At 60.5% G+C, this 25,487-nt stretch carries 20 protein-coding genes and 1 tRNA gene; 10 read left to right on the top strand and 11 right to left on the bottom strand.

Features of this window, described 5'->3' with window-relative positions:
* Positions 1 to 10 precede the first annotated feature (10 nt).
* The 6 genes from BRA42_RS01030 to BRA42_RS01055 all read right to left on the bottom strand — a co-directional run bounded on the left by BRA42_RS01030 (position 11) and on the right by BRA42_RS01055 (position 6,509).
* On the bottom strand, positions 11 to 214 hold the full coding sequence (locus BRA42_RS01030) for a hypothetical protein (protein ID WP_342770656.1): 204 nt from the start codon (positions 212 to 214) through the stop codon (positions 11 to 13).
* 33 nt (positions 215 to 247) lie between these two features.
* A complete protein-coding gene (locus tag BRA42_RS01035; RefSeq protein ID WP_342770655.1) occupies positions 248 to 898 on the bottom strand; it encodes a hypothetical protein in 651 nt (216 codons plus the stop codon).
* A 293-nt stretch (positions 899 to 1,191) separates the two neighbouring features.
* Positions 1,192 to 1,614 (bottom strand): DUF4367 domain-containing protein, encoded by a 423-nt coding sequence (locus BRA42_RS01040; protein ID WP_292407274.1) that lies wholly within the window; start codon positions 1,612 to 1,614, stop codon positions 1,192 to 1,194.
* A gap of 1,181 nt (positions 1,615 to 2,795) precedes the next feature.
* Entirely contained in the window at positions 2,796 to 4,439 is a 1,644-nt protein-coding gene (locus tag BRA42_RS01045; RefSeq protein ID WP_292407271.1) for a radical SAM protein, read from the bottom strand.
* Positions 4,429 to 5,052 carry a 6-hydroxymethylpterin diphosphokinase MptE-like protein gene (locus BRA42_RS01050; protein ID WP_292407268.1) on the bottom strand — a complete coding sequence of 208 codons (624 nt, stop codon included), beginning with the start codon at positions 5,050 to 5,052 and terminating at the stop codon, positions 4,429 to 4,431. The genes BRA42_RS01045 and BRA42_RS01050 overlap by 11 nt, the downstream gene beginning before the upstream one ends.
* Positions 5,049 to 6,509, bottom strand: a complete 1,461-nt coding sequence (locus tag BRA42_RS01055) for a DHH family phosphoesterase (protein ID WP_292407264.1) — start codon at positions 6,507 to 6,509, stop codon at positions 5,049 to 5,051. The genes BRA42_RS01050 and BRA42_RS01055 overlap by 4 nt, the downstream gene beginning before the upstream one ends.
* A 113-nt stretch (positions 6,510 to 6,622) precedes the next feature.
* On the opposite strand from BRA42_RS01055, the gene BRA42_RS01060 reads away from it, so the two are divergent.
* Positions 6,623 to 6,696, top strand: a tRNA-Lys gene (locus BRA42_RS01060).
* A gap of 349 nt (positions 6,697 to 7,045) precedes the next feature.
* On the opposite strand, the gene BRA42_RS01065 is transcribed toward BRA42_RS01060, so the two are convergent.
* A complete protein-coding gene (locus tag BRA42_RS01065) occupies positions 7,046 to 7,537 on the bottom strand; it encodes a chemotaxis protein CheW (RefSeq protein ID WP_292407262.1) in 492 nt (163 codons plus the stop codon).
* Between the two features lie 10 nt (positions 7,538 to 7,547).
* Positions 7,548 to 9,386, bottom strand: a complete 1,839-nt coding sequence (locus tag BRA42_RS01070) for a methyl-accepting chemotaxis protein (RefSeq protein ID WP_292407259.1) — start codon at positions 9,384 to 9,386, stop codon at positions 7,548 to 7,550.
* A 321-nt stretch (positions 9,387 to 9,707) separates the two neighbouring features.
* Between BRA42_RS01070 and BRA42_RS01075 the strand changes: the two genes are divergently transcribed.
* A complete protein-coding gene (locus BRA42_RS01075) occupies positions 9,708 to 12,824 on the top strand; it encodes a PAS domain-containing protein (RefSeq protein WP_342772062.1) in 3,117 nt (1,038 codons plus the stop codon).
* A 32-nt stretch (positions 12,825 to 12,856) separates the two neighbouring features.
* On the opposite strand, the gene BRA42_RS01080 is transcribed toward BRA42_RS01075, so the two are convergent.
* Both BRA42_RS01080 and BRA42_RS01085 read right to left on the bottom strand, forming a co-directional pair.
* Positions 12,857 to 13,591 (bottom strand): PAS domain-containing protein, encoded by a 735-nt coding sequence (locus BRA42_RS01080; protein WP_342770653.1) that lies wholly within the window; start codon positions 13,589 to 13,591, stop codon positions 12,857 to 12,859.
* Between the two features lie 400 nt (positions 13,592 to 13,991).
* The gene (locus BRA42_RS01085) at positions 13,992 to 14,879 is read right to left on the bottom strand and encodes an ABC transporter ATP-binding protein (protein ID WP_342770652.1); all 888 of its coding nucleotides are present in this window, start codon (positions 14,877 to 14,879) and stop codon (positions 13,992 to 13,994) included.
* Positions 14,880 to 14,960: 81 nt separating this feature from the next.
* On the opposite strand from BRA42_RS01085, the gene BRA42_RS01090 reads away from it, so the two are divergent.
* From BRA42_RS01090 to BRA42_RS01115, 6 genes are all read left to right on the top strand, one after another.
* Positions 14,961 to 16,766, top strand: coding sequence for a PrsW family intramembrane metalloprotease (locus BRA42_RS01090; RefSeq protein ID WP_292407247.1), 1,806 nt, complete (start codon positions 14,961 to 14,963; stop codon positions 16,764 to 16,766).
* Positions 16,763 to 17,845, top strand: a complete 1,083-nt coding sequence (locus tag BRA42_RS01095) for an ABC transporter permease (RefSeq protein ID WP_292407244.1) — start codon at positions 16,763 to 16,765, stop codon at positions 17,843 to 17,845. Before BRA42_RS01090 ends, BRA42_RS01095 begins: the two co-directional genes overlap by 4 nt.
* An 87-nt stretch (positions 17,846 to 17,932) precedes the next feature.
* The gene (locus BRA42_RS01100; protein WP_292407242.1) at positions 17,933 to 18,610 is read left to right on the top strand and encodes a hypothetical protein; all 678 of its coding nucleotides are present in this window, start codon (positions 17,933 to 17,935) and stop codon (positions 18,608 to 18,610) included.
* A gap of 56 nt (positions 18,611 to 18,666) precedes the next feature.
* On the top strand, positions 18,667 to 19,980 hold the full coding sequence (locus tag BRA42_RS01105) for a methyl-coenzyme M reductase glutamine C-methyltransferase (RefSeq protein WP_292407239.1): 1,314 nt from the start codon (positions 18,667 to 18,669) through the stop codon (positions 19,978 to 19,980).
* Between the two features lie 151 nt (positions 19,981 to 20,131).
* Positions 20,132 to 21,451, top strand: coding sequence for a DUF2795 domain-containing protein (locus BRA42_RS01110; protein ID WP_342771191.1), 1,320 nt, complete (start codon positions 20,132 to 20,134; stop codon positions 21,449 to 21,451).
* A 237-nt stretch (positions 21,452 to 21,688) separates the two neighbouring features.
* On the top strand, positions 21,689 to 22,477 hold the full coding sequence (locus tag BRA42_RS01115; protein WP_342770649.1) for a DUF2795 domain-containing protein: 789 nt from the start codon (positions 21,689 to 21,691) through the stop codon (positions 22,475 to 22,477).
* A 15-nt stretch (positions 22,478 to 22,492) separates the two neighbouring features.
* Here BRA42_RS01115 and BRA42_RS01120 read toward each other — a convergent pair whose 3' ends face one another.
* On the bottom strand, positions 22,493 to 23,575 hold the full coding sequence (locus BRA42_RS01120; RefSeq protein ID WP_342771900.1) for a radical SAM protein: 1,083 nt from the start codon (positions 23,573 to 23,575) through the stop codon (positions 22,493 to 22,495).
* Positions 23,576 to 24,576: 1,001 nt separating this feature from the next.
* Here BRA42_RS01120 and BRA42_RS01125 point away from each other — a divergent pair.
* A complete protein-coding gene (locus tag BRA42_RS01125) occupies positions 24,577 to 24,837 on the top strand; it encodes a hypothetical protein (RefSeq protein WP_292407224.1) in 261 nt (86 codons plus the stop codon).
* A 1-nt stretch (position 24,838) separates the two neighbouring features.
* Positions 24,839 to 25,487, top strand: a 649-nt coding sequence (locus BRA42_RS01130; protein WP_342772063.1) for a hypothetical protein, incomplete at its 3' end; no start/stop codon positions are given.

Consider the following 25,487-nt stretch of genomic DNA (forward strand, 5'->3'; position numbering starts at 1 on the left):
TGAAATAGTTCTACGGATCGTCGAGAAGGCGTGTGTCAACAATATATGCTAAGTAGGCGTATGCTACGCCCAGCACCACTCCAAGTATGAACGTGACCTGGGAAAAACCGTGTTTCGCGCCTTCTTCCCAGATACCTATGAGCCTATAGAAAACAAACTGCAATATAATAAAACCTAAGATCGTGAATCCAATAATTATTTTTTTTCGTTTCATGGAATTCAACCCCAAAAAATGGGCTCGTATTGGTTATATAAGCACCGGCACATCGTGCGATCCCAGTCTCACGACAATCGGTTGCGGTCCCGGCATCGCCAGGTACACAGGAATGAGTGCAAGAGTCAGAGTACTGAAATACATGTCCAGACTTCCATCTAGATTCCTGTAGTACCAGGCGTTGAAGATTAACGCTCCTGCAATCGCCACGGCCAAGGCTAGTGCGGGGAGAGCAGCTAGTCCCAATATTACGGCCAGTGCCGCTCCTAGACTTTCGACTACTAAAAAACCCCCTGGTGCGATCAAATTATCCATATCGTAAGTTCCAAAGTGTATGTGAAGACCGGTTGAGTCGTTCCAGTAGTACGAGTCTCTGAGGATCGGGGTGTTAGCAACAGCCCCTCTGGAATCGACCTCAAATACATTAATCCTCCAGACCTCTCTTCCATCCACCTCATCCTTCCATTCCTTAACAAAGAATTTTTGGTCGGAGTCGCCTTTGTGCGGAACGGTTACATAGCTCTCCCTGGCACTCGCGGTTTCTCTGACGATCTCGACGCTTCCCAGAGCATCCTCATACACTTTCGCCTCGCTATACGCAGCCACCGCCGGCACCATCGTCACGCTCACCAGCAGTATAGCAAAGAGCGCGGAGAGTGCCCGCATTCCAATCTTTCCATTCATTTGACTTCCTCCTGTTACATCCCCGGAGGCAAAAGATGCACAACCTTAATATACATGGAATGCGAACCACTTTTTTGCCTTCGGGCCGTGGGGGGTTCACCCTATCCGTGCAAGGCCAGGTGAACCTCCACCATGATGCGAACGCTTTTTTGAGCATCCGCAAGGGGACGTCAACGTTTTGATATTTATATTTTACGGCCACAGCGACGTACGTATCGATCGACCATCTGCAAAAGCGGGGTAGGCCATCCTATCCTGGTGAAGTTCGGTCCCGGGCATATGGTGTCTGCCGATCAACAGGCGATCGACCGCGCCACCCGGATCAGCTCATCGCGTTCGAGCGGCCCACGTACCTGATACGTGGCATCTCCGGCTGCCCAGACGATCAGCCGTTCCTGTTCGGTCTCGTAGATCTGCCCTGCATATTCGTTGATCTCAACGACTTTCGGTTCTGTGGTAACGGTCTGATCGTCTGCATAGGGGTTGTACCCATACTTGCTCCAGGAGACTTCGAGGAGAACCGTCTCGGGGGTCCACGTCCACCCATTCTGCAGTGTACCGTCACGCACGTAGCGCAGGGTCTCGCCGATCGTTGTGCGGCGATCGTAAGGCTCCGTCTCGTTCCAGACGGTAACTATCTGGAGGCCGTAGAGGGTATACTCCCGGGAAGATACGTAGGCGGGGGGAAACTCGTGTATTCGGCGGGTTCCTCCCATCCCTCGAACCTGAAGAAGAAGGATTCCCGGAGTGACGGTACGTTATCGGAGGGGAGTTCGGTCAGGGTGTCTACAGTGGGCGGCGGTGTAACCGTTACGAGATCAACGGTCCCCGGTTAAACACACCCTGCGGTAAGGAGGATGAGCAGAAGGACGATATGACAGGGCTTCATATGATGTTCCCTTCGCAAATTTGAGTACGATGGGCTCGCATAAGAACCATACCGTTGATTGGGGTACGAGAATACATCTGCAGGTCTGTACCAGGTACTTGAGGTTGTCCCAAAACGATCTTCAAACCTTGAGGTCATCCCAAAGCGCTACGTTTGAGGGGAGGGAATACTCCCACCCCCGCGTGTACATGCTTCAACCAGGGTTACCGAAGGCGAGCTTGAAGAAGCATCAACAAAAAGAAAAATCGGAAATCCCAATTTTTCTAAAAAACCCACGAATTACTATAATTTCGACGTAATGCGGAGATTGTCCCAGAATACTGCGACCGGGAGGGGGACATCGTCGCCCTGGTCAGGCGTGGGTCCGGCTAGGGTCCCACGCCTGACCCATTCATTACAAGGGGTGGGGTTTTAGGGAACGCCGGGCCGTCAGGGCCGGCGTTGGAGCACCGCAGGTGCGACCCGGGTCTCCCGCCCCTGACCCTGTCACGACACGGGTTGCCTACACTCAGACGGCGACGCTCGGATGCACAGAGATCGTGTGTGCCGACATCTCAGGGGAAGAGGGTTGCACCCTCTCCCCCCGGCCCCCTCTCCCAACATTGCGATAGGTCTCGGTGGGGATGGACCAGCATCCTTCGCACCTGCGGTGCTCTGACTCCGGACGTTTGAAAACGCTTCGCGTTTTCTCGAGCTCCGTTCCTTACGGAACATCGCTTTCCGTCCGTCGTCCTCACCGAGCCCGGAGGCGTCGTCATCAACGTCTGTTATCCGTCTGTCTATTGGGACCCGGGGACTGCAAGGGTTCACCAGGCTCAACGGGGGGAACGGGTGGGGAATATTAGACCGTCGGTTACAATTGTCCAGGGGGAAGCGTTCCATGCGTATTAGCGAAGTACTGAGTCGGAGGTCGTCTTAATGCTCTGATGTGTGGGCACCATTGGTTCGGAGATCGTTGTGGGACAACCTCGTTTGATAATCGACCACCTCACTCCCCCGCGCGCCTCCCTAAAACCTCATCACACCCTCGATTCCCGTCTCCCCTGCGACCTTCCGGAACTCCGCAAGGTCCCGGAACGGCCGGCGGGCGGCGATTGTTGCGGCCCGCTTCCGGCCGACGCCCGGAAGCCACCGGAGCGCCGTTATCGGGAGGGTGTTGACCTCCACCGGGCAGGGGAGGGCCGTCACCGACCGCATCCCCCAGTCCACCACCACGGCGTCGAGCACGGTCCTCGCCGGGAGTTCAAGAGGGATTCCGACGAGAATAGGGTATGAACCCATCTGCCGCCCGAACGACGGCTTTCCGGGGATCTCGACGACGACGTCGGAAAGGACGGTACCGACGGGGAAGACCCGGCGGAGCATCGGCTCGTCGAATTCTCGCCGGGTCCACTCCTTGAAGGCCCGGAACCGGGCATCGTGCTCCCCGAGGGTATTCTTCGTGTAGGCCGCCGTCCCCTCAAACGGCATCAGTTGCCGGATATTGACCCGCCGGACCAGAAGCCCGGCGTCGAGCGCCCGCCGGAGGAACGCCTCGTTTGCGTCGAACGTCGCCGGCGTCTCTCCCGCGAGGCCGACGATGAAGTTCAAACCCGGCAGGAGTTCAGGGACGCCGCGGGTCCGCCTCCCCCCGACGTCGTTCACCACCTCGATCGCCCGGAAGACATCGTCCGGCATGGCTTTGAGGTTGTTCGCCGCCACCACCGCCGGATCGGCGGTCTCCATGCCGAAGGCGGCGGTGTCGCCGGGGGTGTGGCCGGCCACGATGGCCGCAAGCGCCGCCCGCGCCGCGTCCTCATGCCGGGCGATGGTGCCCGGGTTGATGTTGTCGATGTGCAGGGTTGCAAGGTCGGGAGCACCTGCCCGGACGGCTGAGAAGAGGTCTTCAAGCACCTCCGGGCGCGGGACCGGGAACTCCCCGCCGGGACTCCGGTAGGCAAGAAGGTCCGGCTGCCGGCCGAGCCTGAAGTGGCGGGCGCCTGCCGCGTGGAGCGCCGCCACCTCATCCGCGATCCCCTCGATGCTGCGGTAACACGGGAGGCCGTAGAAGGGTTCGGTGCAGAAGGAGCATCCCCCGACCGTCGCACGGGAGCACCCGGTCGCGGTCTCGAGCTCGCACATCACGTAGGGGAACGCCGGGTGCCGGGCAACAATCCCGGCGCCTGCTACGGACCAGGGGTCCGTCCGGGAGTAGTCGGTGCGGCCGACGGGCTCCCCGCCCGAGAGCCAGGCATCGAGCGCGACCGCGGGAGACCCCGAGAGCGTGACGTCGAACCCGGCGATTGCCTGCCGAACCGCCTTCCTTCCGCCTTCCGGAGCATAGCCGAAGGTTATCGGCCCGCCGACGGCGGTGGTCGGTCCCCGAAGGAGGGTCCCGAGTTGCTGGACCTCCGTCAGGGTCGCCGGCTTCCCCCCGATATAGGCGCCGGGCACGGTCATCCCCGCGATCATCACCACAAGGTCGCCGCGACCGGGGCCGGCGATGAGAGCCGGGTCGGCCCGGACCTGGTCGATGGTGACGTAACGGGCGGCGTAGCCGTGCTCGGAGAGGACGCCCGCGACCTCCCGGACGTAGGGCGAGATGTAAGGGGAGACGCCGAGACACGCGGGTTCGTCGACGTAGCCGTCGACGATGAGAGCGTTAGAGGTCATACCCGATCAGGTGGAGAAGCTCTCGCGCCCAGAAGAGTTTGCCCCGCTTGACGGGGTCGACGTCCCGGTCGGAGAGGTCGAACCCGACGATCCGGACCCGCGCCGCACCGAGTTCATCGGCGGCAAAGACCGCCCGGTCGCCGTCGGTGAACCCGCCGAAGTTGTGGACGTGCGAAAGGGGGGCCGCCTGGGTGGTGGCAACGAGCGGGCCCGGGAGGAGAGGCACCCAGTGGCGGAGGAGCGGGATGTTGTCGCCGTGGGCGTGCACGACCATCACCGTCCCCTGCCGGGAGAGGTCGACGAAGACATCGGTCGCTCCGTCAAGGTCGGTGAAGACCGCGTCGGGCCGGACCCCGTGGTCCACAAGCACTTCGGCGGCGGCGTCGGCGGCGAGCACCGTTCCCTCCACCCGGTCGAGTTCCTCCGGAAGGGAGGGGGCGTTCCCGCAGACCGTGACCGTTTTATCGCGGATGAGGGCTTCAAGCAGCCCGACATCGTCCCGGCCGAAGGCAAGATCCGCAAGCAACCGGGCGGCCGCCTCGTCCGCCTCGCGCTCAAACCCGAAATACTCAAGAATTGCAGTGTAGTGAGGTTCCCAGTCCGCAAACCTCATTGTTCGTCCTCATTATCCAGGCCGACGATACTTGAGAACCGTTTGAGAATAGGATCGATGATCAGGGCGAGCAGGCCCTCTTTCTCCTTCACCATCGAGAAGTAATTGAGCGGTATCAGGGCGGCGGCCATCGTAGCGTGCCCGCCCGCTTCGCCGATAGGGCCAAAAGCCTCGGCCATCACGTTGCCGAGATGAAGCCTGATATCCTTGTTCCGGGCGGAGATGACGATGTTCTGATCGCTGATGCCGTAGACCAGTGCGGTATTTACGCCTTCAAGGTGGATCAGCATGTCGGCCGCCTGCGGGAGGGCGTCGCGGTTCCGGATGTAGCCGACGCCGGAGAAGAGGTACCCGCTCTTGATCCGCCGGTTCCGAATGGCGTTCCCGATGATCTCCACGGTCTCCTGCGATAAAGATGGGGAGGTTATCTTGTCGAGGAGCTCCGAGTCGGTCAGGGGAAGGAGAAACGCCGCGTAGTTAAGGTCCTGAGGAGTGACGTTTCTCTTGAAGTCCCTTGTATCGGCCCTGATGCCGTAGAGGAGCGCGGTGGCGACCGGTTTGCTCACCGGGATATCAAGTTCCATCAGGTACTGGGTCAGGATGCTCGCGGTGGCGCCGACCCCCGGCCGGATGTCGATGAAGTCGGCAACCGTGGAAGACTGGTCGCCGTTCTTGTGGTGGTCGATGATGATGTTGACCCGGGTGGATTTGGGGAGTTCGTTGTTCACGCCGGGTGCGGATGAGTCGACCAGAGCGATGTAGTTGCACTCTTCGAGCATCTGGGGAGTGAGCCGTTCCATCTTGATGTCCAGGAGGTTGATGAACGCCCGGTTCTCCTGGTGCCCGATATCGCCTTCGTAAACGATACGGCACAGAAGTTTGTTGTGGCTTGCGTGCCGCGCGATCATCGAGAGCGCCATGGCGCTCGATATCGAGTCGGGGTCGGGGTTTAAGTGAGTGACGATGCAGAGCGTCCCCTCCCAGCCGGCAAGCATGTCGTAGAGCCGCAGGGCGAGCCTTGAGGAGTGAAGTTTCCGGATATGATGAATGGCCGTCCGGGCCACCACTTCCTGCGGATAGAGAACGATATCGGCGCCCTCCTGCTGGAGGAGATCGACGCTGACCGGGTCGGCGGCGCGTGCGATGACATAGGTCGCCGGATACCGGTTCTTGACAGTCTTGAGCGCCGCCAGGTTTGCCTCCCGGTCGTTGGTGAGGATAAACGCGATCTCCGGTACGGGCAACCCGTCCATCAGGTTCGGGTCCTGGAGATCGCGCACAATCGCTTCGTATTTCTGATCCCGAAGATCCTCCACCCGCTTTTCGTCCTTATCGACGATGATGAGATCCTCATTCTCCTGCGCGAGTTCCTCGGCAACATTATAGCCGGTGCTCCCGCAGCCAAGAATAATGTATTTAATACGTTCTTTTGAAACGCTCTGGACTGCCTCAGGCATGCGTACAATGGTGTAACTTCTCATCTTATTAAGGGATTCCATTTCGGCGATTTTCGGGAGAGTTCCACAAGATTTATACCTTTTCCCGTGCCATACTATTAGGTCAGATGCGTGGGCCTGTAGCTTAGTTCGGCAGAGCGACGGACTCTTAATCCGTAGGCCAAGGGTTCAAATCCCTTCAGGCCCGTCGAATATTCAATTCTTCAGCATCATTTTCCTCCTACGCAGGTGATGATCTTCCCTGCGATTACCGGGACCGCCTTGAGGTCACGGCGGGGCGCCCGGTCGCCCCGCCGGGCCTCACCTGCACCATGATATCTCACAGGATGCCGGTTGCTATAATGATAACGGGACGCAAGGAGGCACATGTATGCCGCTGTTATATATATCCTGCTCCGACGGCAAATTCGGGAGAGACCTTGTGCAGGGGAGAGAGGCCGGGACCCTGGAGCCCCGTCCCGTAACAGGGGGTGCGGGGGGGACGGCGGGATCGGAAAAAGAGAATTTTTGAGGATATGCCGCGTTCCGCCGGAGAGTTATACCTGACCACTCTTGACGAGATCGTCGAGGATCTTCTTGATATCGATCCAGAGAATGAGCCCGGTCCCCTGTCGACCCCTCTCATCGGCCTGCTTCCGGTCATCCTCATCTTTTGTAAATTTGATGATCCCCTTAACGAAGGTGTGGACCCCGGAGGAGAGCCCTTCATCCACCATCTCTATATCGCTCTCGGCCACCTGGATGACGCTGTACACATCGTCCACGATGATGCCGAGGTTCGACCCCCCGGTAGCCTCGGCAACAAGGACGATGATCTTCGGGTTGTTTCCCGATGTTCCCGGGATCCGGATCAACTGTTTCAGGTCGATGACGGTGGTGATCTCTCCCCGGAGATTCATGATGCCGGCGATATAGTCCGGCGCCCGGGGGATGCGAGCGATGGGCATCATCTCCACGATCTCCCGGGCAAACCGGATATCCATCGCATACAGTTCCTGCCCCAGCTCGAACTCGACGACGTCGGTCATGCTCCCGGCCTCACTGGAACCTGAACGCCGCGACTCTCCCGCGGAGGTGCTGGGCCATCTGCCGGATCTCGTTTGAGGCGCTGGCAACCTCCTCGGTCGAGGCGGACGACTCTTCGGCAAGCGCCGCGAGGTTCTCCATGCCTTTCTCGCTCTCGCGGATCAGGGTGAAGACCTCGTCGACGCTCTTCGTGACGGCGTTCGTCGCATCGGCCTGGTTCTCCGTTGCCCGGGAGATATCCGAGATGCCGCTGACTGCACCGTTGACATCGGTGACCATTTGATTCAGGGCGTCGATGGTCCTCTGCACGCTCTGAATCCCGCCGAGGATCTCCGTGTGAGCCTCCCGCATCGCCTCGGCGGTCTTTCCGCTGCTTGTGGTGACGCCGCTGATCACCTCCTCGATCTGACGGGTCGCGTTCTTCGACTCCCCGGCAAGGTTCCGGACCTCGCCTGCAACGACCGCAAACCCGCGGCCGTGCTCTCCGGCCCGGGCGGCCTCGATTGCGGCGTTGAGCGCGAGAAGATTGGTCTGATTGGCGATATCGGTGATGAGCTTGACGATGTGGCTGATATCCTGCATCTTCGCATTCAAGTTCGTGATCTCCCCGACGGCTCGCTCGGAGATCTGCTGCACCGCCTGCATCTTCATACTCGCCTCGTTGCCGAGTCCGACGGCGGATTCTCCGTCTTTTGCGACATTCATGGAAAGGTCCCGGGCCTCCTGGGCGGTACTGGCAATCTCCTCGATGGCGGCGGAGAGATCGCCGACCTCCCGCGTGACCTGTTCGAGCTGCAGAAGTTGCTCTTTTGAGCCGTCGGAGGTTGATTGCGCGGTGTTCGCCACCTGCTGGGATGCGCGGGCGATCTCGTCGGCTCCCTTCCCGACATCCTCGATGGCGTGTTCGAGGGCGTCCGTCTGTTCGAGGGTGTGCTGGAGGAAGTCTCTCAGACTATTGAGCGCCTCGTTCAGGTCTTTCTTGACCTCATCCAGCGGATCATTCGCATGGGTTGGCGCCGGTCGGGTCAGATCGCCGGCGGCGATCGCGCTGAGGCTCTCCGCGAGCTCCCCGATACTCTCATGGAGCTGCTCTTCAAGGGTTCGTTTTTCCGTGACGTCGTTGTAGACGGTGAGCACGTTCACGATATCTCCCTTCTTATCGAAAAGGGGAATATTATAGCGCTCGACGATGCGGATACCCGCCGGGAACTCGAGGGTGGCCTCGCCCCTGCTGTCCTTGCGGCTCCTCACCGTGTCCGCGACGCCCTCCCCGGACTGGTTGATGTAGTTGAAGTCCCGGACGGTGAGGTGAGCGCCCTGCTCTTCGGAGAAACCGCTCATCTCCTGGAAAGCCCTGTTGACCACCCGTATGGTCAGGTCCGGGTTCCAGAGGAGGATCGGCATCGGGTTCTCCTGAACGATCGCGTCCGACTGCTGTTGAAGCACCTGGAGTCGCTCCATCTCCAGTTTTTGATCGGTGATGTTCTGGTAGACGGTCATCACGCTCTCAACGCCGCCGGCCCCGTCGGGGAGCGGGATGCTATAGCAGATGAACGTGAAAATGCCATTCGGAAGGGTGACCGTCACCTCCCGGGACGACGACCGGCTCGTCCTGAAGGCGTCCACCACCTCCTCGCCCGACCGGCTGAAGTCCCTGAGCGCCATGGACCCGCCTTTCGTTCCGCTGTAGCCGGTAACCTGCAGAAATGCTTTGTTCACCGCCGTTACGTGCAGATCCCGGTCCCAGAGGACGGTGGGCATCGGGTACTCCTGAAAGATGATCTCTGCCTGCTGTCGACTTCCCTCCAACGGGTCAAGGGAGGGAGGTGCCGCTTGTTCGTCTGTTATCATGGTCAACCTCGTGTGCGAATGCATGCACCTCCTGTGAACTCCACCGGGGGCCCAGCAGGTGCCGAACAGATCCAGCCCGCCGTGGGTCACGTGAACTAACCGGGGTTAACGGGAGTCGCGGCTGAGCATTCCGGTTACGGTATGTGGCGATCATTCCATCCCACCCCAGGATGGTTCAGATCCCGCACGAAGACGGGTAGGAGCGCTGTGTTTACCTCGCTAATACAGGTGGGTCCTCATGTTGCCCTTAAAACAGATCTTATGCCGTGCATATTCGCCCGGCGTTATAAAATGTTCATGAATGGGTACGATAAATTATCAGTGCGCCAGGATCGTTGCTACATGGTCAACACCCGCACGGACCACAGCATCTCAAAGGTGCTCGACACCTTAAAGGAACACCCGGAAGGGTTGAGCATCACCGATCTTGCGGTTTTGCTCTCGATGAACAGAAACTCCGCCTCAAAATATCTCGATATACTGCAGAGGCAGGGGTCCATCGACATGCGCCAGATCGGCGTAGCCAAAATCTACTACCCGACCCGGCGCCTCCCGGTCGCTGCCGTCCGCCGCTTTTGCTCACAAAATCTCATCGTCGTTGACCACAACCTGGAAATCCTGGAGGTGTCCGACACGCTCGCGGGACTCATCGGAATGTTGCCGGAAGTTCTCACCGGTAAACCGGTCCAGGACCTGTTTTTCAGCCTGAACCCCTCCGACGATATCATTCTTTCGCTCAGGAGGGCACTCCGGGGGGAAGAAGAAACCTTCATCTGGCACCTGCCGGGTACCGGAGGATCGAACCGCCGCATCTTCCTGATCCCCACCGTGCTCGAGTCCGGACGACCTGCGGTCTCACTTGTAATAGAAGAACTCCGGGAGACAGGCGGCACGGAGGAGGCACGCCACCTCAAGACGCTTCGCGAAAAGGCACTCCAGGAAGACCAGATCGAAGGCATCGTCCGTGTCTCCCCCGACGGATGCGTCAGATGGACCAACGATGCCTACTGCCGGGTGACAGGAAAGAGCCGGGAAGAGATCATCGGGCGGGTATTCCGACCGCTCCTTATCGCGGGCGGCGGGGCGGCGTGGAGGGAGTTTGTTCGAAGCCTCACGCCGGGCAACCCGACCGCGACGATCGACTGCGAGATGATCGTGCCGGACGGAAGCGTTCAGTGGTACCGGTGGAGGGGGCGGGCCCTCTGCGACGCTGACGGCAGAGTGATCGAGTACCAGTACCTCTGCTTTTCGATCCACGAATGCAGGATGCTCGAGGACTCTCTGCGCTGGCGCCAGCAGAGCCTTGAAGAGCAGATGAGCACCCGAACGGCCGCACTCAGGGAGAGAGAGGAGTGGTTTCGGGCAATCTTTGAGGAATCTCCGGTCGGAATAGCGTTCTGCAATAGAGACAGCACCGTACTTCACGTCAATCAAGCGTTTGCTACGATCTTCGGCGTCAAAAACCGCGAGGAGATGGTAGGGCGAAACGTCGCCTCCATCCTGAACACGCCCCGGGAGATGCTGCAGCGCCTGAAAGGTGGGGCAGCGGTCAGGTTCACCGTACCCTATTCCGGGAAGGAAGACCCGCACCTGGGCATGAGGAAAACAGAGAGTCCGGAGACGATCTGCCTGGACGGAGTGGCGTCGCCGATATCCGGGGAAGACGGCGTGTCATCCGGGTTTGTGCTGCAACTTTGTAACGTGACGGAGAGAAAGAAAGCAGAAGACGCCGTGAAGAAGGCCGAATCACGGTATCGAAACCTCCTTGAGGCACTGGCCGAAGGCGTCGTCTATCTCGGGGCGGACGGCAGGATAATCGACGCCAATCCTGTCACCGAACGGATACTCGGGTATTCGCTCTCGGAGATGCGGGGCAGAACCTGCGGTGAACTCCGGTGGCGGGTTCTCTGCGAGGACGACTCTGAATGCACAAAAGATCTGCTCCCGCATACGACGGCCCTGGCAACCGGCATACCGGAGAGAAAGACGCTCGGCATCTTCAACCCCCGGGAGAGGAGATATCATTGGCTCGATACTCTCGCTATTCCTCGATTCAGACCAGGAGACGCGAAACCGTTTCAGATAGTCGTTGTATTCAGCGACATCACCGGGCAAAGGGAGGTCGAGGAGATGCACAGGGAGACCGAGAACCGATACAGGACGCTTGTGGAGTCGTTGCCGGACGTCGTCTTCCTGCTCGACCCGGAGGGACATGTACTCCATGTCAACGCGCCCGGAGTACGCATGTTGCATCGCCTTTCGGAGGAAGTCATCGGAAAGGAACTCCCGGATCTCTTTCCGGACGACCCGGGCGAGGAGTATCGCCGGAGCATTGCATCGGCGGTCGCCACCGGCACGATCAAAACCAGCGTAAACCGGCTGCAATTGCCCGACGGCGAAACCTGGTACGATACGCGGTTCATCCCGGTCAGGGCACAGGACGGGACGTGCCGACAGGTCATGGGCGTCGCACGCGACATTACCGCACAGATGCGGGCCGAAGAGACCTCGCGTAAGAACGCCGGGTGGTTCCGGAGCATCTACGAGGACTCCCCCATCGGGATTGCGGTCTGCGACCCCGAGGGGTTGCTGCTTCACGCCAACCGGGCCTGTCTCGAACTATTCGGGATTTCCCGCGAGGATGAGATCCGGGGAACCGGTCTCCGGGAGGTCTGCAGGAAGATCGGGAACGATGACGTACAGGTATCCGGAAACACAGCGACCCCGTTTGAGTGCCTCCTCGACTTCGATCAGGTCGCGAATCAGGGTCTCCTCCCGACGGCCCGAACCGGGTCCATTCACATCGGAGGTGTCATCCGCCCGCTCAGGTCGCAGGAAGGCGGGCTCCCGGAGGGATACCTTGTCCAGGTACGCGACGTCACCACCCGTGTTCTGGCCGAGGGGGCGCTCCGGGAGTCACACGATCATCTGGCACGCATCGCCCGGCACCTGCCCGACGCTATGTTTGCAATCGATCAGAAGGAAGTCGTCACCGTCTGGAACCTCGCAATGGAGGACCTGACCGGGATTCCCGCAGAAGAGATGCTCGGCAAAGGGAACTATGAATATGCACTCCCGTTCTACGGACAGCGGGTCCCCATGCTTATAAATAAAGTGTTAAAGCCGGACCAGGTGATCTGGAACCGATACCGCTCCATCACCTATGCCGAGGGCAACGGCATCACCGCAGAGACCATGCTGTCGCCCAATCATGGTGATACGCCGCGATTATGGTGGCTTAAGGCCGTCCCGCTCTACGACGGCCAGGGAGAGGTTGTCGGGGCCATCGAGTCGATCCGGGACGTAACGGAACAGAGGCTGGGCGAAGAGGTTTTGAGAAAGGAGAAAACCTTCGCGAGCACGGCTCATGAAATACTCCGGCGGATTCCCGCCCTCAACGTCCAGGAACACAGAACGTGGCAGAACAGCCGGTGCTGATACTGGAAAGGGGCAGGGCCATACACTCTCCCCTACGGGATGTGGTCCCGATAAACAGTCAGTATCTCTACAACGCTCCCCTCTTCATCCATGATAGGAGCGCTGAAGCGAAGCATGGTACGGGCCCCCGCAGGGAAGTCCAAATGGACTTCTTCAACGACCGTCTGCCTCGACCGGATCACATCCGCAATCTTCCAGGCGGTCGGATCGAATGACTCAAAGTCACGGGCACGCATCGACTCCACGGTTCTCCGCTCGAAGCCCGTCGCCTGCAGGAACGCTTTGTTTACGGTCCGGATACGCAGTCCCGGACTCCAGAGAACGACATACAGGGAATTCTTCCGGATCATCGGAGACGATGACCGGGCTATGGGAGGCGGACGATTCGCTCTGCGGGGGTCCCTTACCAGGACCAGGGTCACACCGGGAACCTCGGCACGAACGGCCTCCACGGTGACTTCCGCACAAAAAGACGTGCCGTCGGCCCGTCTGCACTGCCAGGTAAACTGCCGGGGCCCCCCCTGCATCGAATCCAGGATGCGGGCATCGATCGTCTCTCCCCCACCCGGCTGTACCGGCGGCAGGAACCGGGAAAGGTTCTGCCCGGAGACCGCGTCCCGCCCGCCGACGCCGAAGAACTCCGCGGCAGCGGCATTCGCATCGATACACCTGCCGTCTTTAACCAGCAGCGCCGCATCGGGCAGGGTGTGCAGTACTGTCCGGTACCAGGGTTTATCATCTTCCAGCGTAGATCGCTCACGACGCATGTTACGTACCCGACCTCCGTTCTCTCCGGCATCAGGCGAACACCGGAGGTCCGGCTTCCGCCGTGATGTACTCCTGTCCGACCCGTCCCTCTCCCGACTCTTCTCGAACAACTAACCAGTCGTCCTGATAGATTCCCGGGAAAGTGCTTTAAATGTCAGATTTGCCAGGCAAAGGTGCTGAACACTACGCCAAGGCAGGTCGCAGAATAAAAAAAACGGTATTAGATCGGAACCGGGCACGCCGGAACATCTCCGCAAATAACCCGGCAATCGCGGGTGCCGGAGGACCGGCCGAGAGGCAGCAGATCGACGCGACAACAGCACCTCACCGGCAGAGACCGTGTTCTGCCGTTAGTTCATCATCGTCGGATGCGTCTCCGGTCGGGTTGAAACGCCAGGGTCACCGCCCGATCTTTAAGAGCATCTCTTCAAGTGTCGGGTAGTGGGACTCGATCCGCTCGACCGTCGCGCCGTCTGCCGCGAGCGTCGCGGTCGTCCGGTTCAACTCCTCGATGGAGCATGCTTCGGCGAAGTACCGGCCCTCGGAAGCGGTGTAATCGGCCGATGCCGTGAAAGCCGCCGGATCGGGTATCCGGAAGAAGACCCGGTAGGTGATCGAGCCGAAGGTCTCCCGGAGTTCGGGCATGGTCCCTCCGGCCACCACCCTCCCCCGGCGCAGGATCAGCACGAGGTCGCAGGCCTCCTCCACCTGGAAGAGGTTATGGGCCGAGAAGACCACCGTCTTTCCCCGGTCGCGGAGGGCTTTGATGTAGTCGAGCACCGACCGGGAGGTCATGGGGTCGAGACCGGAGGTCGGCTCGTCGTAGATGAGCAGCCCGGGGTCATGCATCAGCGACCTCGCAAGGGCAACCTTCCGCTTCATCCCCTTTGAGAGTTCCCCGATCTTCTTTCCGTCCGGTTCAAGCGCGAGCGAAGCGAGGAGGTCGTCTCTCCGGGTCCTGATGGCCGCCTTCGGAAGGCCGTAGATCTCGCCGAAGAACGTTAAGTAGGCATCCGTGGTCATCGTCTCGTAGAGCCGGGACTCCTCGGGAAGGTAACCCAGGTTCTGCTTCAGGTCGAACGGTCTTCTCGCGACATCGATCCCGTCGATGACGAGGCTTCCTGCCGTCGGTGCGACGAGGCCGGCCATGATCTTCAAGAGCGTCGTCTTGCCGGCCCCGTTATGCCCGATCACCCCGAGGATCTGCGCGTCGTCGAGGTCGAAGGTAACGCCGTCGAGGGCCGGGAAGTCGCCGTAGTGTTTGACAAGAGAGCGGGCGGCAATCATCGAAGTTCCATATAGTTCCGATGACTACTAATAGGTTGCTGCACAGAGGTAGAACTCTCTCCGACGCCCTCAAGGATTACCATGAGTTTCGCTTCCTCCATCCGGACGATCGCCACCTGGGAGATAAGCCAGTCGATGACCACCATGGGAAGACATGTCCTGCCGCTTGCGGCCGGGCTGCTCGTCCTCCTCGTCCTGGCGACCGCGTTTGCCGCCCAGAGCGGCGTCCATATGCAGGACGGCATCTATCGCATCGGCATCGACGACCCCGACGTCGCCCGGATCGTCGCCCAGGACAACCGCTTTACCGCTTATCTCGACGCCGGCCCCGCCCTCCGGGAGAACCGGTTCGCGTACGACCTGATCGTCCTGGACGGGGAAATCTATGCCGCCGACACGGAGAAGGGACGGGCGGCTCTGACGGCGCTCGAACGCGACTACGAGGCTTACGTCTCTTACGTGGCTGCAAAAGAGCCAGACCTCTTCGCTGCCTACCCGCTCTGGATCGACCTTGAGTACGTGAAGAGCGAACTCGACTTTCAGACGACCCAGAGCGGGCAGCGGGTCGGCACCCCGCCGGACTCCCGGGTGCCCCCCGCCCCTTCCGGCCCGGTCGAGGCGGCGACTCTCCCTCCGTCGGCCATGCCGGTCTCCGAGGACGATCTCCGGGAGCAACTCACCGGGACGGAGAGCGACAACCCGCTCGCCCGCTACACCGGCATCTTCTCGGAAGGCGGAGGAGAAGACCGGCTCCAGACGCCGGCGGAACTCTCCCCGCCGCTCCCCCTGGACTCCATCGTCCTCATCTTCGTCTTCATCTTCCCCCTCTACTTCACCTCCCAGTTCTTCATGATGAGCGTGATGAACGAGCGGGTGGGGCGGGCCGGGGAGGCGCTCCTCTCCACCCCCATCCGGCCGTCTGCGATCATCATCGGAAAAGGTCTTCCCTATTTCACGGTCATGCTCCTTATCGCGGCCGCCATCACCCTCTTCGTCGGTGCGCCGCTCGCGATCCTCATCCCGCTCATCCCGGTCGTCCTTTTCTTCCTCGCAAGCGCCCTGATCATCGGGATGGCCGCCCGGAGCTTCAAGGAACTCTCGTTTATTTCCATCTTTTTCTCGACCCTCGCGACGTCGTACCTCTTCTTCCCGACGGTCTTTGCAAACACCCACGTCATCAGCATCATCTCCCCCCTCACCCTGGTCATCCTTGAACTCCAGGGCGAAGGGTTTACTGCCATGGAGTATGTCTACTCGACCGCGCTCTTCTTTGCTACAAGCGCCATCCTCTTCTACGTCGGCACCGTAAATTTCCGGGAAGAGCGGCTGTTTTCAGAAAATTCCCTCGTATCGAGGTTCACTGACTTCATTGCCGATATGATCGGCCGCGATCACCCTTATGTCTCGCTCTTCCTCCTTGCCGTCTTCACGATACCGTTCGTCTTTATGGCCCAGATGATGACGCTCGTCCTCTTCTTCAACATCCCGATGCCGATCTCCCTCATCCTCCTGATCGTCTTTGCGGCGTTCATCGAAGAGTTCGCGAAATCCCTGGGAATCTATGCGATCGCGCGGGAACGCCCGGGTTTTCTCACGGCAAAAAATCTGCTCGCCGGGGCCGTAGCCATCGGTTTCGGGTTCCTTGTCGGGGAAAAACTCCTCCTCTTTGCCACACTCGCCCAGATCACCGAGTCGATCTTCGGGAGCATCCTCTTCCTCTCCCTCCAGGTGCTCTGGATGCCGCTCCTCCTCCACATCGCCGGGGTGCTGATCACCGGCACCTTCCTCCTGCTCTGGGGGCGGCGCGCCTACGTGCCCGGGCTCGTCGCGGCGAGCGTTGTGCACAGTCTCTATAACCTCTACTTCATCACGGGGGCACTCGGATGAACGCGCACCGTATTGGTCTTGTCGCGAAGAAAGAACTCGCCGGGCTCTCGGCGGAGAAGACGATCGTCTTTGCCGTCCTCCTGCAGGTCTTCATCGCTATGTTCTCCTCGTTTCTGCTGGTGGGGCTCACCACCATGTACGACCCGGAGGCGCTCGAAGGCTACTCGACGGCCACCTACGGCATCGGCTACGCCGGGGCGGACTCACCGCTCATCGATGAGTTTGAGAGGAGAGACGACCTCATCCTTCACCGGATGGACCTCGACCGGGCGCTTTCAGCACTCCGCGAGCGAGAGGTGGCGGCAGTGGTCTATGTCCCGGATACGCCGCCGGACGCAGAAGAACCGGTTAAGATCACGCTCTACCTCGTCCGAAACGACCTGCAGTCGAGCATCATCAACGTCAAAGTAAAAGAGGTCCTCCAGGACTACGAGAAGGAACTCCGGGAAGTCCGGGCCGACCGGATGACTTCCTTTCCCGTCGGGCTGAACTTCCCCGAATCGGGAAACGACGAGAACTTCTTTGAGTTTGTCTACGGTCTCCTCATCCCTCTGCTCGTTCTCCTCCCGGCGATCATATCGGCGGCCCTGATCATCGACCTCATCACCGAGGAGTACCAGCGCCGGACCCTCGAGACGCTCATGTCGACGCCGGTCACGTTCACGGAGATGATCTGGGGAAAGATCGCCGCCTGTGCTGTCCTGGTCCCGGTCCAGGCCGGGGCGTGGCTCTTCCTCCTCGGGTTAAACGGCATCGCGGTCAATAACGCCGTCGCAATCCTCCTCCACGCATCGACAGTCGGGTTCTTCCTCATCCTCCTTGCAGCCCTCGTGGCACTTCACTACCGCGAGCGGACCAGCGCCCAGTTCATCTTCTCGACGGCACTCGTCGTGGTCCTTCTCGTTGTCATGGCCGTCCCCCGCAATCCCTTAAACCTTATGGTCCGGCTCGCGGTGGACACCGCCGGCCCGGTCCACTGGCTTGTTCTGGCACTGGCCGCAGGCGGAACGGTTCTCCTCGGATGGATCGCGACGGTCTACGCCCGGCGCATCGGAGAAGGGGCCCCGGAAATCCGGTGAGGGGAGGGGGTCGGGATGTACCCGTCATCCCGCGGATTTTCATCCATGACAAAGTATATACTGGATATTATGTAATTTAGGCTATCGATGACCCACCTCCGTTACCTCAATACGACCTGTGCAGTCTGCGGGGAGACCTGCCGGTTCACCATCCCCGAAGCCGCCGCGAACGTCGGGTCGCGGGACCTCGACACCCGCCCCGCCGAACCCCTCCGGTCCACCATCTATGCATGGGTGAAGCGGTGCCCTTCCTGCGGCTACTGCGCCCCGGACCCGGGCAAAGCCCCGGAGGGTGCGGCCGACGTGGTGAAACTCCCGCGTTACCGGGTGCAGCTCGACTCCCGGAGATTCCCGGAGATTGCAAACACCTTCCTCTGCTGGTCGATCATCCAGGAAGAACTCGGCGCCCCCGCTCGGGCTGCGTGGGCATCCCTCCACGCGGCCTGGACCTGCGACGACGAAGGGGAAGACGTGCCCGCCCGGATCTGCCGGAGACGTGCCGCCGACCTCCTGCAGCGGGCGTGGGAGCGGGGCGAACGCCTGGCCCATCAGGAGGGGGCGGACGAGGCGCTCCTCACGGACCTGCTCCGCAGGTCGGGGAGGCTCCGGGAAGCCCGCGCCGTGGCAAAAGAGGTCCTGCTACGGAACCCGGAGCCCGTCATAGCCGACATCATGCGGTTCCAGGTGCAGCTGTCGACCGCATCGGATCGGAACGCCCACACCGTCGCCGAGGCCCGGCGGTTCAAGCAGCCGACGCCGCTCTGACCGGGCAACCGGGGGACCCCCACCATTTGTATACTGTTCCGCCGATACAGTAAGCAATGGATATCACGATACTCTCCCCCGGTATCTATACCTACGGCGCCATGCTGATCGGCGGCGTCCTCCGCGACGCGGGCCACCGGGTGACCCTCACCCGAACGCCCGCCGCTCCGGCCACTCCAATCCTGCTCATGAGCCTCTTCTCGACCCAGCACCTCCTCGATCCCGCTATCCGGGATCTGGTCCGGACCCACCGCGAGCAGGGGGGGGCGGTCTACGTCGGGGGGCCGGTATCGGCCGCACCGGAAATGGTGCTCGGGGAGCTCGGCCCCGACGCGGTGGTCGTCGGCGAAGGGGAGGAGACGGTGGTCCGCCTCGTCACCGAGGGAGTCTCGACTATCCTCCCCGGGATCGCCTACCTCGACGGCGACCGGGTGGTCGTGACGCCGCCCGCACCGCCAGCGCCGATCGACCGGCCGCTCCCCCTGATCCCGGAAGACATCGGGAGCCAGAGCATCCGGGGCGCGAGCGCCTACATCGAGACCCACCGGGGGTGCATCGGGGGATGCACCTTCTGCCAGGTGCCCCGGTTCTTCGGGAGAGCGGTCCGGAGCCGGCCGCTTGCAAGCATCGTCGAGGAGGTGAAGGCTTTTGCGGCGCACGGCGCCACACGGCTCTCGGTCTCCGGGGGGACCGGATCGCTCTACGGCTCTCACAACGGGGAGATGAACCCGGAAGCCTTCATCGGCCTCCTTCGCGGGATGGCCGGGGTGATGGGGCCGCGGAACGTCTCTTCTCCCGACATCCGCGTCGACTGCATCACCGATGAGGTCCTGGACGCCATCCGGCGGTATACCATCGGGTGGGTCTTCTTCGGGATCGAGTCGGGGAGCGACCGGGTGCTCCGGATGATGGGCAAGGGTGCGACCGTGCGGCAGGTCGAGGAAGCGGTGGAGCGGTGCCGGGAGCACAACCTCAGGGTTGCGGGAAGTTTCATCGTCGGTTACCCCGGAGAGACGGAGCGGGACTACGAGGCGACAAAAGACCTGATCGCCCGTCTCTCTCTCGACGACGTCTTCATAAGCAGCGCCGAACCCATTCCCGGGACACCGCTTGCCGCCCTCGCGGCAAGGACGCCACGGGAGAAGAACCCGTCTTTTATTCCCCATACCGGGGAGTACCGGGCGTTGAACCTCACGGAGAGCGAGGCCCGGTGCTTTGACCTGATGATGCATGCCGATATGTACCGCCCGCAGATCCGGCTCGTGACCGAAGAAGTCTACGCCGCGTACCTCGCCGAGGCAAGGAAGCAGGGGCAGGATATCAGGGCGGCGACCGAACTCATTCTCCGCTACGCCCGGGACCGGACGTAAAGTCCGGGACGGCAACCCCTCCCCCGCTACGTTGCAATATTCCGATCCCGTCCTATTCGGGAAACTCTTAAGTATCTTCGATCCTCTACCCCCCATGCCTTGAGGGGGTATCCCCTTCGCCAAGGCGGGAACACACTGGAGGTGCAGAAGGATGGTTGAGAGACAGGCAGGGTCGGTGCTGGAAACCCGACCGAGAACGGAAGGGGCAATGAACCTGATGCGCACAGACGACATCAGGGATCTCAAAGCACAGAACCCGGAAGGAGAAAACCTCGGTGAGGTCGGAGACATCGCGATCGACCGCGATACCGGGTGCATCGCGTATGCGGTGCTCTCGTACGGCGGAATCCTCGGATTCGGCGAGAAACATTTCGCCATTCCCTGGGAAGCGATTCGCATCCGGCCTGAAGAGGGGATCGCCGTCATCGATGCGGATAAACAGACATTTGAGAGTAATTCCGGATATACCAGGGACAGAATTCCCCGGGAAGGAGACTGGAGTCTGGTCCGGACAGTCCCGGCGGCGGCAGCGACGGCAGCGACAGCGGCGACCGCAGCGAAATCGATGCGCCGAGAAGAGGAGAGAGATATCCCGCAGCCCGCCGTTCAGACGGTTGCAGCCGGCTGGGGAGGGCAGCAGAAGGCGCATCCGGCTGAAGAGGCCGGGAGGGAATATCCGGCGGAGAGGGAGGCGCACGCTCCGACGCCCGAACCCACGATGGGGACCAGGGAGAGAGCGGGAGCAGAACGCCCGGTTACAGCGACCGGGAAGCCGTCTCTCGCGCACCTCTCCGCCGCAGACCTGCAGACATACCTCAAGGGGATGGACTATCCCGCGGGCAAGCGGGACCTCGTTGCCCACGCACGGAAGAACAACGCTCCGGAGGACGTGATTGCCGCGCTCGAAGGGTTCGGTGAGCAGACCTATCAGTCGGCCGCAGACGTGAGCGTGGAGTTCGGCAAAGAGGGACGGAGGGGAGCACCGGCAGGCGGGCGCCTCTCCGCCGTCGGCCTGCAGACATACCTCAAGGGGATGGACTATCCCGCGGGCAAGCGGGACCTCATCGCCCACGCCCGGAAGAACAACGCTCCGGAGGACGTGATCGCCGCGCTCGAAGGGTTCGGTGAGCGGACCTATCAGTCGGCCGCAGACGTGAGCGTGGAGTTCGGCAAAGAGAGCCGGACGGAGCGGCCGGTTGAGACGGCGACCCGATCCGGGAAGACCGGTGCAGCAGTCGGTGAGAGGCCTCCCGAAACCCGGAGAAGAGCGCCGTCCCTTGCGCATCTCTCCGCCGCAGACCTGCAGGTCTACCTCAAGGGGATGGACTACCCTGCGGACAAACAGAACCTGATCACCCACGCACGGGGGATGAATGCCCCGGAGGACGTGATTGCCGCACTCGAACTCTTCAGTGAGCGGACCTATCAGTCGGCAGCCGATGTGGGCGCGGAGTTCGGCATCGTCAAGTGATACGGGGAACTCCTGCGTTGCGGGCGACGGCCGGGAAATACCCTTCCCGCCTCCCCCGCATACTCTATCTGCGTTGGAAGAAACCTGCCGATGCCCGGACGGCTACCTTGAGTCGACAGGGGACTTCCCGCTCCACCTCCCTCCACCCCCATAAGTTAAATAGTCGCAACACGTATCGCCCGCTCCGCGCGAAGGCGGGATCGTCTTCGAAAGCGCACCAGGGATATGGTGGTTGCAATGGCGGAAACGATTCTGGAGCGGCGGAGGGCGGAAGGGCAGGAGTTCTTCTCGTCCGAAGATGTTGTGGGAAAGCGGGTGAAGAACCCGGAAGGCTACGACCTCGGGGAGATCTCAAGCCTGCGGATCGGGCTCCCCACGGGAAAAGTGGCGTACGCGGTCCTCAGGACCGGGGGCATGTTAGGTCTCGGGTCGAAGATCTTCGCGATCCCGATTGAGGCGATGGTCTACCGGCCGGGGGACGATGTTTTTGTGGTGAACATCAGCAAACATAAAATCGACAGCGAGTCGGGGTTTTCGGAGGGGGATTGGCCGAGGGAAGCAAACTGGAACCTGATCGAGTCGACCCGGCCGATGGGCCCCCCGAGCCAGGAGGAGGCCCGGGCCGTGACCCGGACGGAGGCCACGCCCCGGGAGACCGTCACGACCGGGCAGGCGGGGGCGCGGGAGATCCCCGTTCGGGAAGAGAGGCCGATAAAAGCGGAGGAGGTGGAGGGCAGAACGGTGGAGACCCGGACGGCGGCGGAGGCGCATGCTCCGACGACCGGACCCCTCACGCGGGCGAGAGAGGAAACGGGAGCCAGGAGGCTGTCTTTCGCACACCTCTCCGCCGCAGACCTGCAGGTCTACCTCAAGGGAATGGATTACCCGGCAGGCAAGCGGGACCTCGTCGCCCATGCACGGGGGATGAGCGCACCGGAAGACGTGATCGCCGCGCTCGAGACGTTCGGCGAGCGGACCTACCAGTCTGCCGCGGATGTAAGTACGGAGTTCGGCAAACTCAGGTGAACCTTCGTTCCCGGGCTACAGGCAAAGTCGGGTCTGCACCGTTTCCCGCCCGCCGAACGTGAGGTAACGCCCGGCGATCGTTCCCCGGACTCCGGCCCGTCCGAGGTCGGCAGGCCCGGTGAACGGCCGTTTCCGGCGCAGGGCGAGTATCCGGTCCGCACCCTTCGGCCCGATCCCGGGAGTGCGGAGAAGGTCGCAGCGCGGAGCGGTATTGACATTCACCGGGCTTTGACCGGTTGCAAGGACCTCCTTCGGGTCGCGGTTCGGGAAAAACCCTTTTTCATCGAGAACCGCCCGGAGTTCATCGGCCGCAACGCCGTAGTCCCGGAGCAGGTAATCGGCCTGATACCACCGCCGAGCCCGCCACGCCGGGGTATCGGGGTGCGACGCAAGAGGAGTTCCCGGCAGGGCGCGGAACGCGGCGAAGTAAACCCGGGACGGCCGGACCCGCCGGTACTGGTCGGCGAGGCAGGCGAGGACCTCCGCATCGGTCTCATCCGCCGCCCCGAGAACGATCTGGGTGGTGTGACGGTCGGGTTTCTCCTCCGCTACCCAGGCCTGGCGCTTCAGGATATCCTGCCGGTAGTCTTTCACCCCGGCGATGCTCCCGAGGCGGTCGGGGGACGTCGCCTCCAGGTTGATGCTGATCCGATCCGCCACGCATGCGGCATCGTGGATGTCGACACGGGCGGCGCCCGGGAGGATTTTGAGGTGAAGGTAGCCGTCGTAGCCCCGCCGGCGAAGGATCTCCCCCGTCTCCACGAGGTCGTGCATTACGCAATCAACGTCGCGAGCGATTCCGGAACTCAAAAAAAGCCCGCCGACAAGTCCCTCCCGCCAGAGGCGGAGAAAAGCCCCGGCAAGTTCTTCCGGGGCGAACGAGAGCCGCTCTCGCTCGAGGCGGACGGCACAATAGGCGCAGTCGTAGGAACAGGTGCCGTTGAGGAGGACCTTGAGCATCCGCCCGCACCCTCCCGCCCGGCGGTTGTACGTAACATGGTGCGCAGCCAGGAGGGGCCGAATGCACTCTCCGGGACAGCAGAGGTCGAACCTCCCGGCGGCGGTAAGACGGGTGAGTTTCTGCTCTTGCATCGACATACCGAAGGCATCGACTCGCAGGAAAAAGAGCCTGTGCCGGGCGCGGGGTGAAAGTGCCTGAAGAGTCCTATGAAGAGTCCTATGATCTGACATACTCCCTGCTTAAGCACAGGGAGTTCTGACATTGCTTGACATTCTTCAAGTATTGCGTCGTGGGGTACCGGTGCTCCCATCGTGCACATCTCTTTCTGCTCACGATCGGCCATGCTCTTTTGACGGATAAGGTGTGGCCGCTCCATCTTTGCGAGTGCGTGGTAGCAGAACTCTTCCAAGACTCTATGCCTGCGTAATCGTGATCCGGAGGGAGTCAACATTTGTCGCAGAGTTCCAAGACGCAATATCTGCATTTGAAGGGGAGAGATACGGGTGCTCCGCGGTGCTGGTACTTCACCATACCCCGAAGATCAAACTACCGAATTCCGGGTGCTGCCGACTCCCGTTAAGGCGTCACGGGAGACCTTATCGTTCGATGCCGGACGCTAACATGAGCGAAGTTACTGATTCTGGAATATCGCAGTTCGGGGGACTCAGGGCGACGGGGAACGACTGGCCGAAGGGCAGGAGTTAAAGCGCCGCAGGAGCAGGCAGGGTACGCCGGACGGGACGTCCGGGTTTGAGAAGACCGAAGGTCTTCGAGTAAGGGCTTCTGGAAGGACGTACGGATACCCTCCTATGGGAGGGAGATTTTCCCGTCCCCACCCCCGGTGACGATAGCCACCACGGTCCACTGCATGGGAACATACTTCCGGAAGGACGAAACCCGGGCCGCGACATCTCGTGCTCGACTGTCACCTCTTTGGTGACGGCTGGGGAGTTGAGGGAACTCTGTATGGGTTCTAAAATTAGCGAACGACCGGGACCATGTGCACTTTCGTATTTTGCAATCTTGAATACAATTATATCATTTTCAAGCAACCCTGTATGGAGTTATCTGTATTTCAACCAAATCAAGAGACACATTAAGGAAGATTTATTTGGATAAAGAGATCCAATAGGAATTAGTGAAGAAGATGCCGCAGAGCCTCCATGAGGGAGTTATCACATTCGATGCAGACTTAAAATTGGAAATGTTGTCTTGCTTTGATAAAACCGTAGATGATAGTGGGTATATTGTTGAACGCGATGATCCAAGTCAGCGAGTTCTCACACCCGACGGAGAAAACGTCGCATTAGATGAATTTGCCGGGATAAGAAAAGGCTCTGAAATATTCATCAAAGCAGACTTGCCCTCATTAATCAAGCTCCTGGACACGCTTGAGTAACATGGCTTTCCTTGATAGCCTCAAAGAATTCGTGAGGGTTAATCTGAACATAAATATCCAAGTTGGGGTGAAAACTGTAAATATCACCGCTGATCCAGGAGCAGATGTAGTTAGTTTCGATGAAACCAATGGGGCACTTAAGATCAACTGGAAAAAACTGCCTGAGGATAAGATAGAAGAATTAAAGCCGGTGATCGCGGATGCGGTCAGAGAACATAACGCTTTGTTGATTGAGACCGGATCCAAAGAAATACTTGAAGAGATCAAAACCACAGAGAGTTCAAATGAAGAGCGGGAATTTCTGTCCTTCTTTAAGGGCAAAATCCCCGATGATGATTACACGGCCTTGCGCGCATCCTTATATGTGAAGAGACGATTTGAAGAGGGCGCACAAAAAGAGGAGATTAATAGATTAAAGTCGGACATTTTAAGAAGATACTCAAAGCGTGGGAGGAATATTTGCGACCTTTGTAGCGCAGGATACTTCAAAGGGTTGATAAAAATATATGGAAGTCATCCTAAAAGTTTCCAGCGGCTGACGATTCCTATAGTTCAGAGTATTCTGTCGCCTCCCCGCGAAAAATTGAGTGGTCTCTGGCGTCAAAGCTCTGATACGGCTCTTCTCTGGGTATCGCCACGCGGGGAACGAC

Source organism: Methanoculleus sp. UBA374 (assembly GCA_002508705.1).
GTDB lineage: Archaea > Halobacteriota > Methanomicrobia > Methanomicrobiales > Methanoculleaceae > Methanoculleus > Methanoculleus palmolei.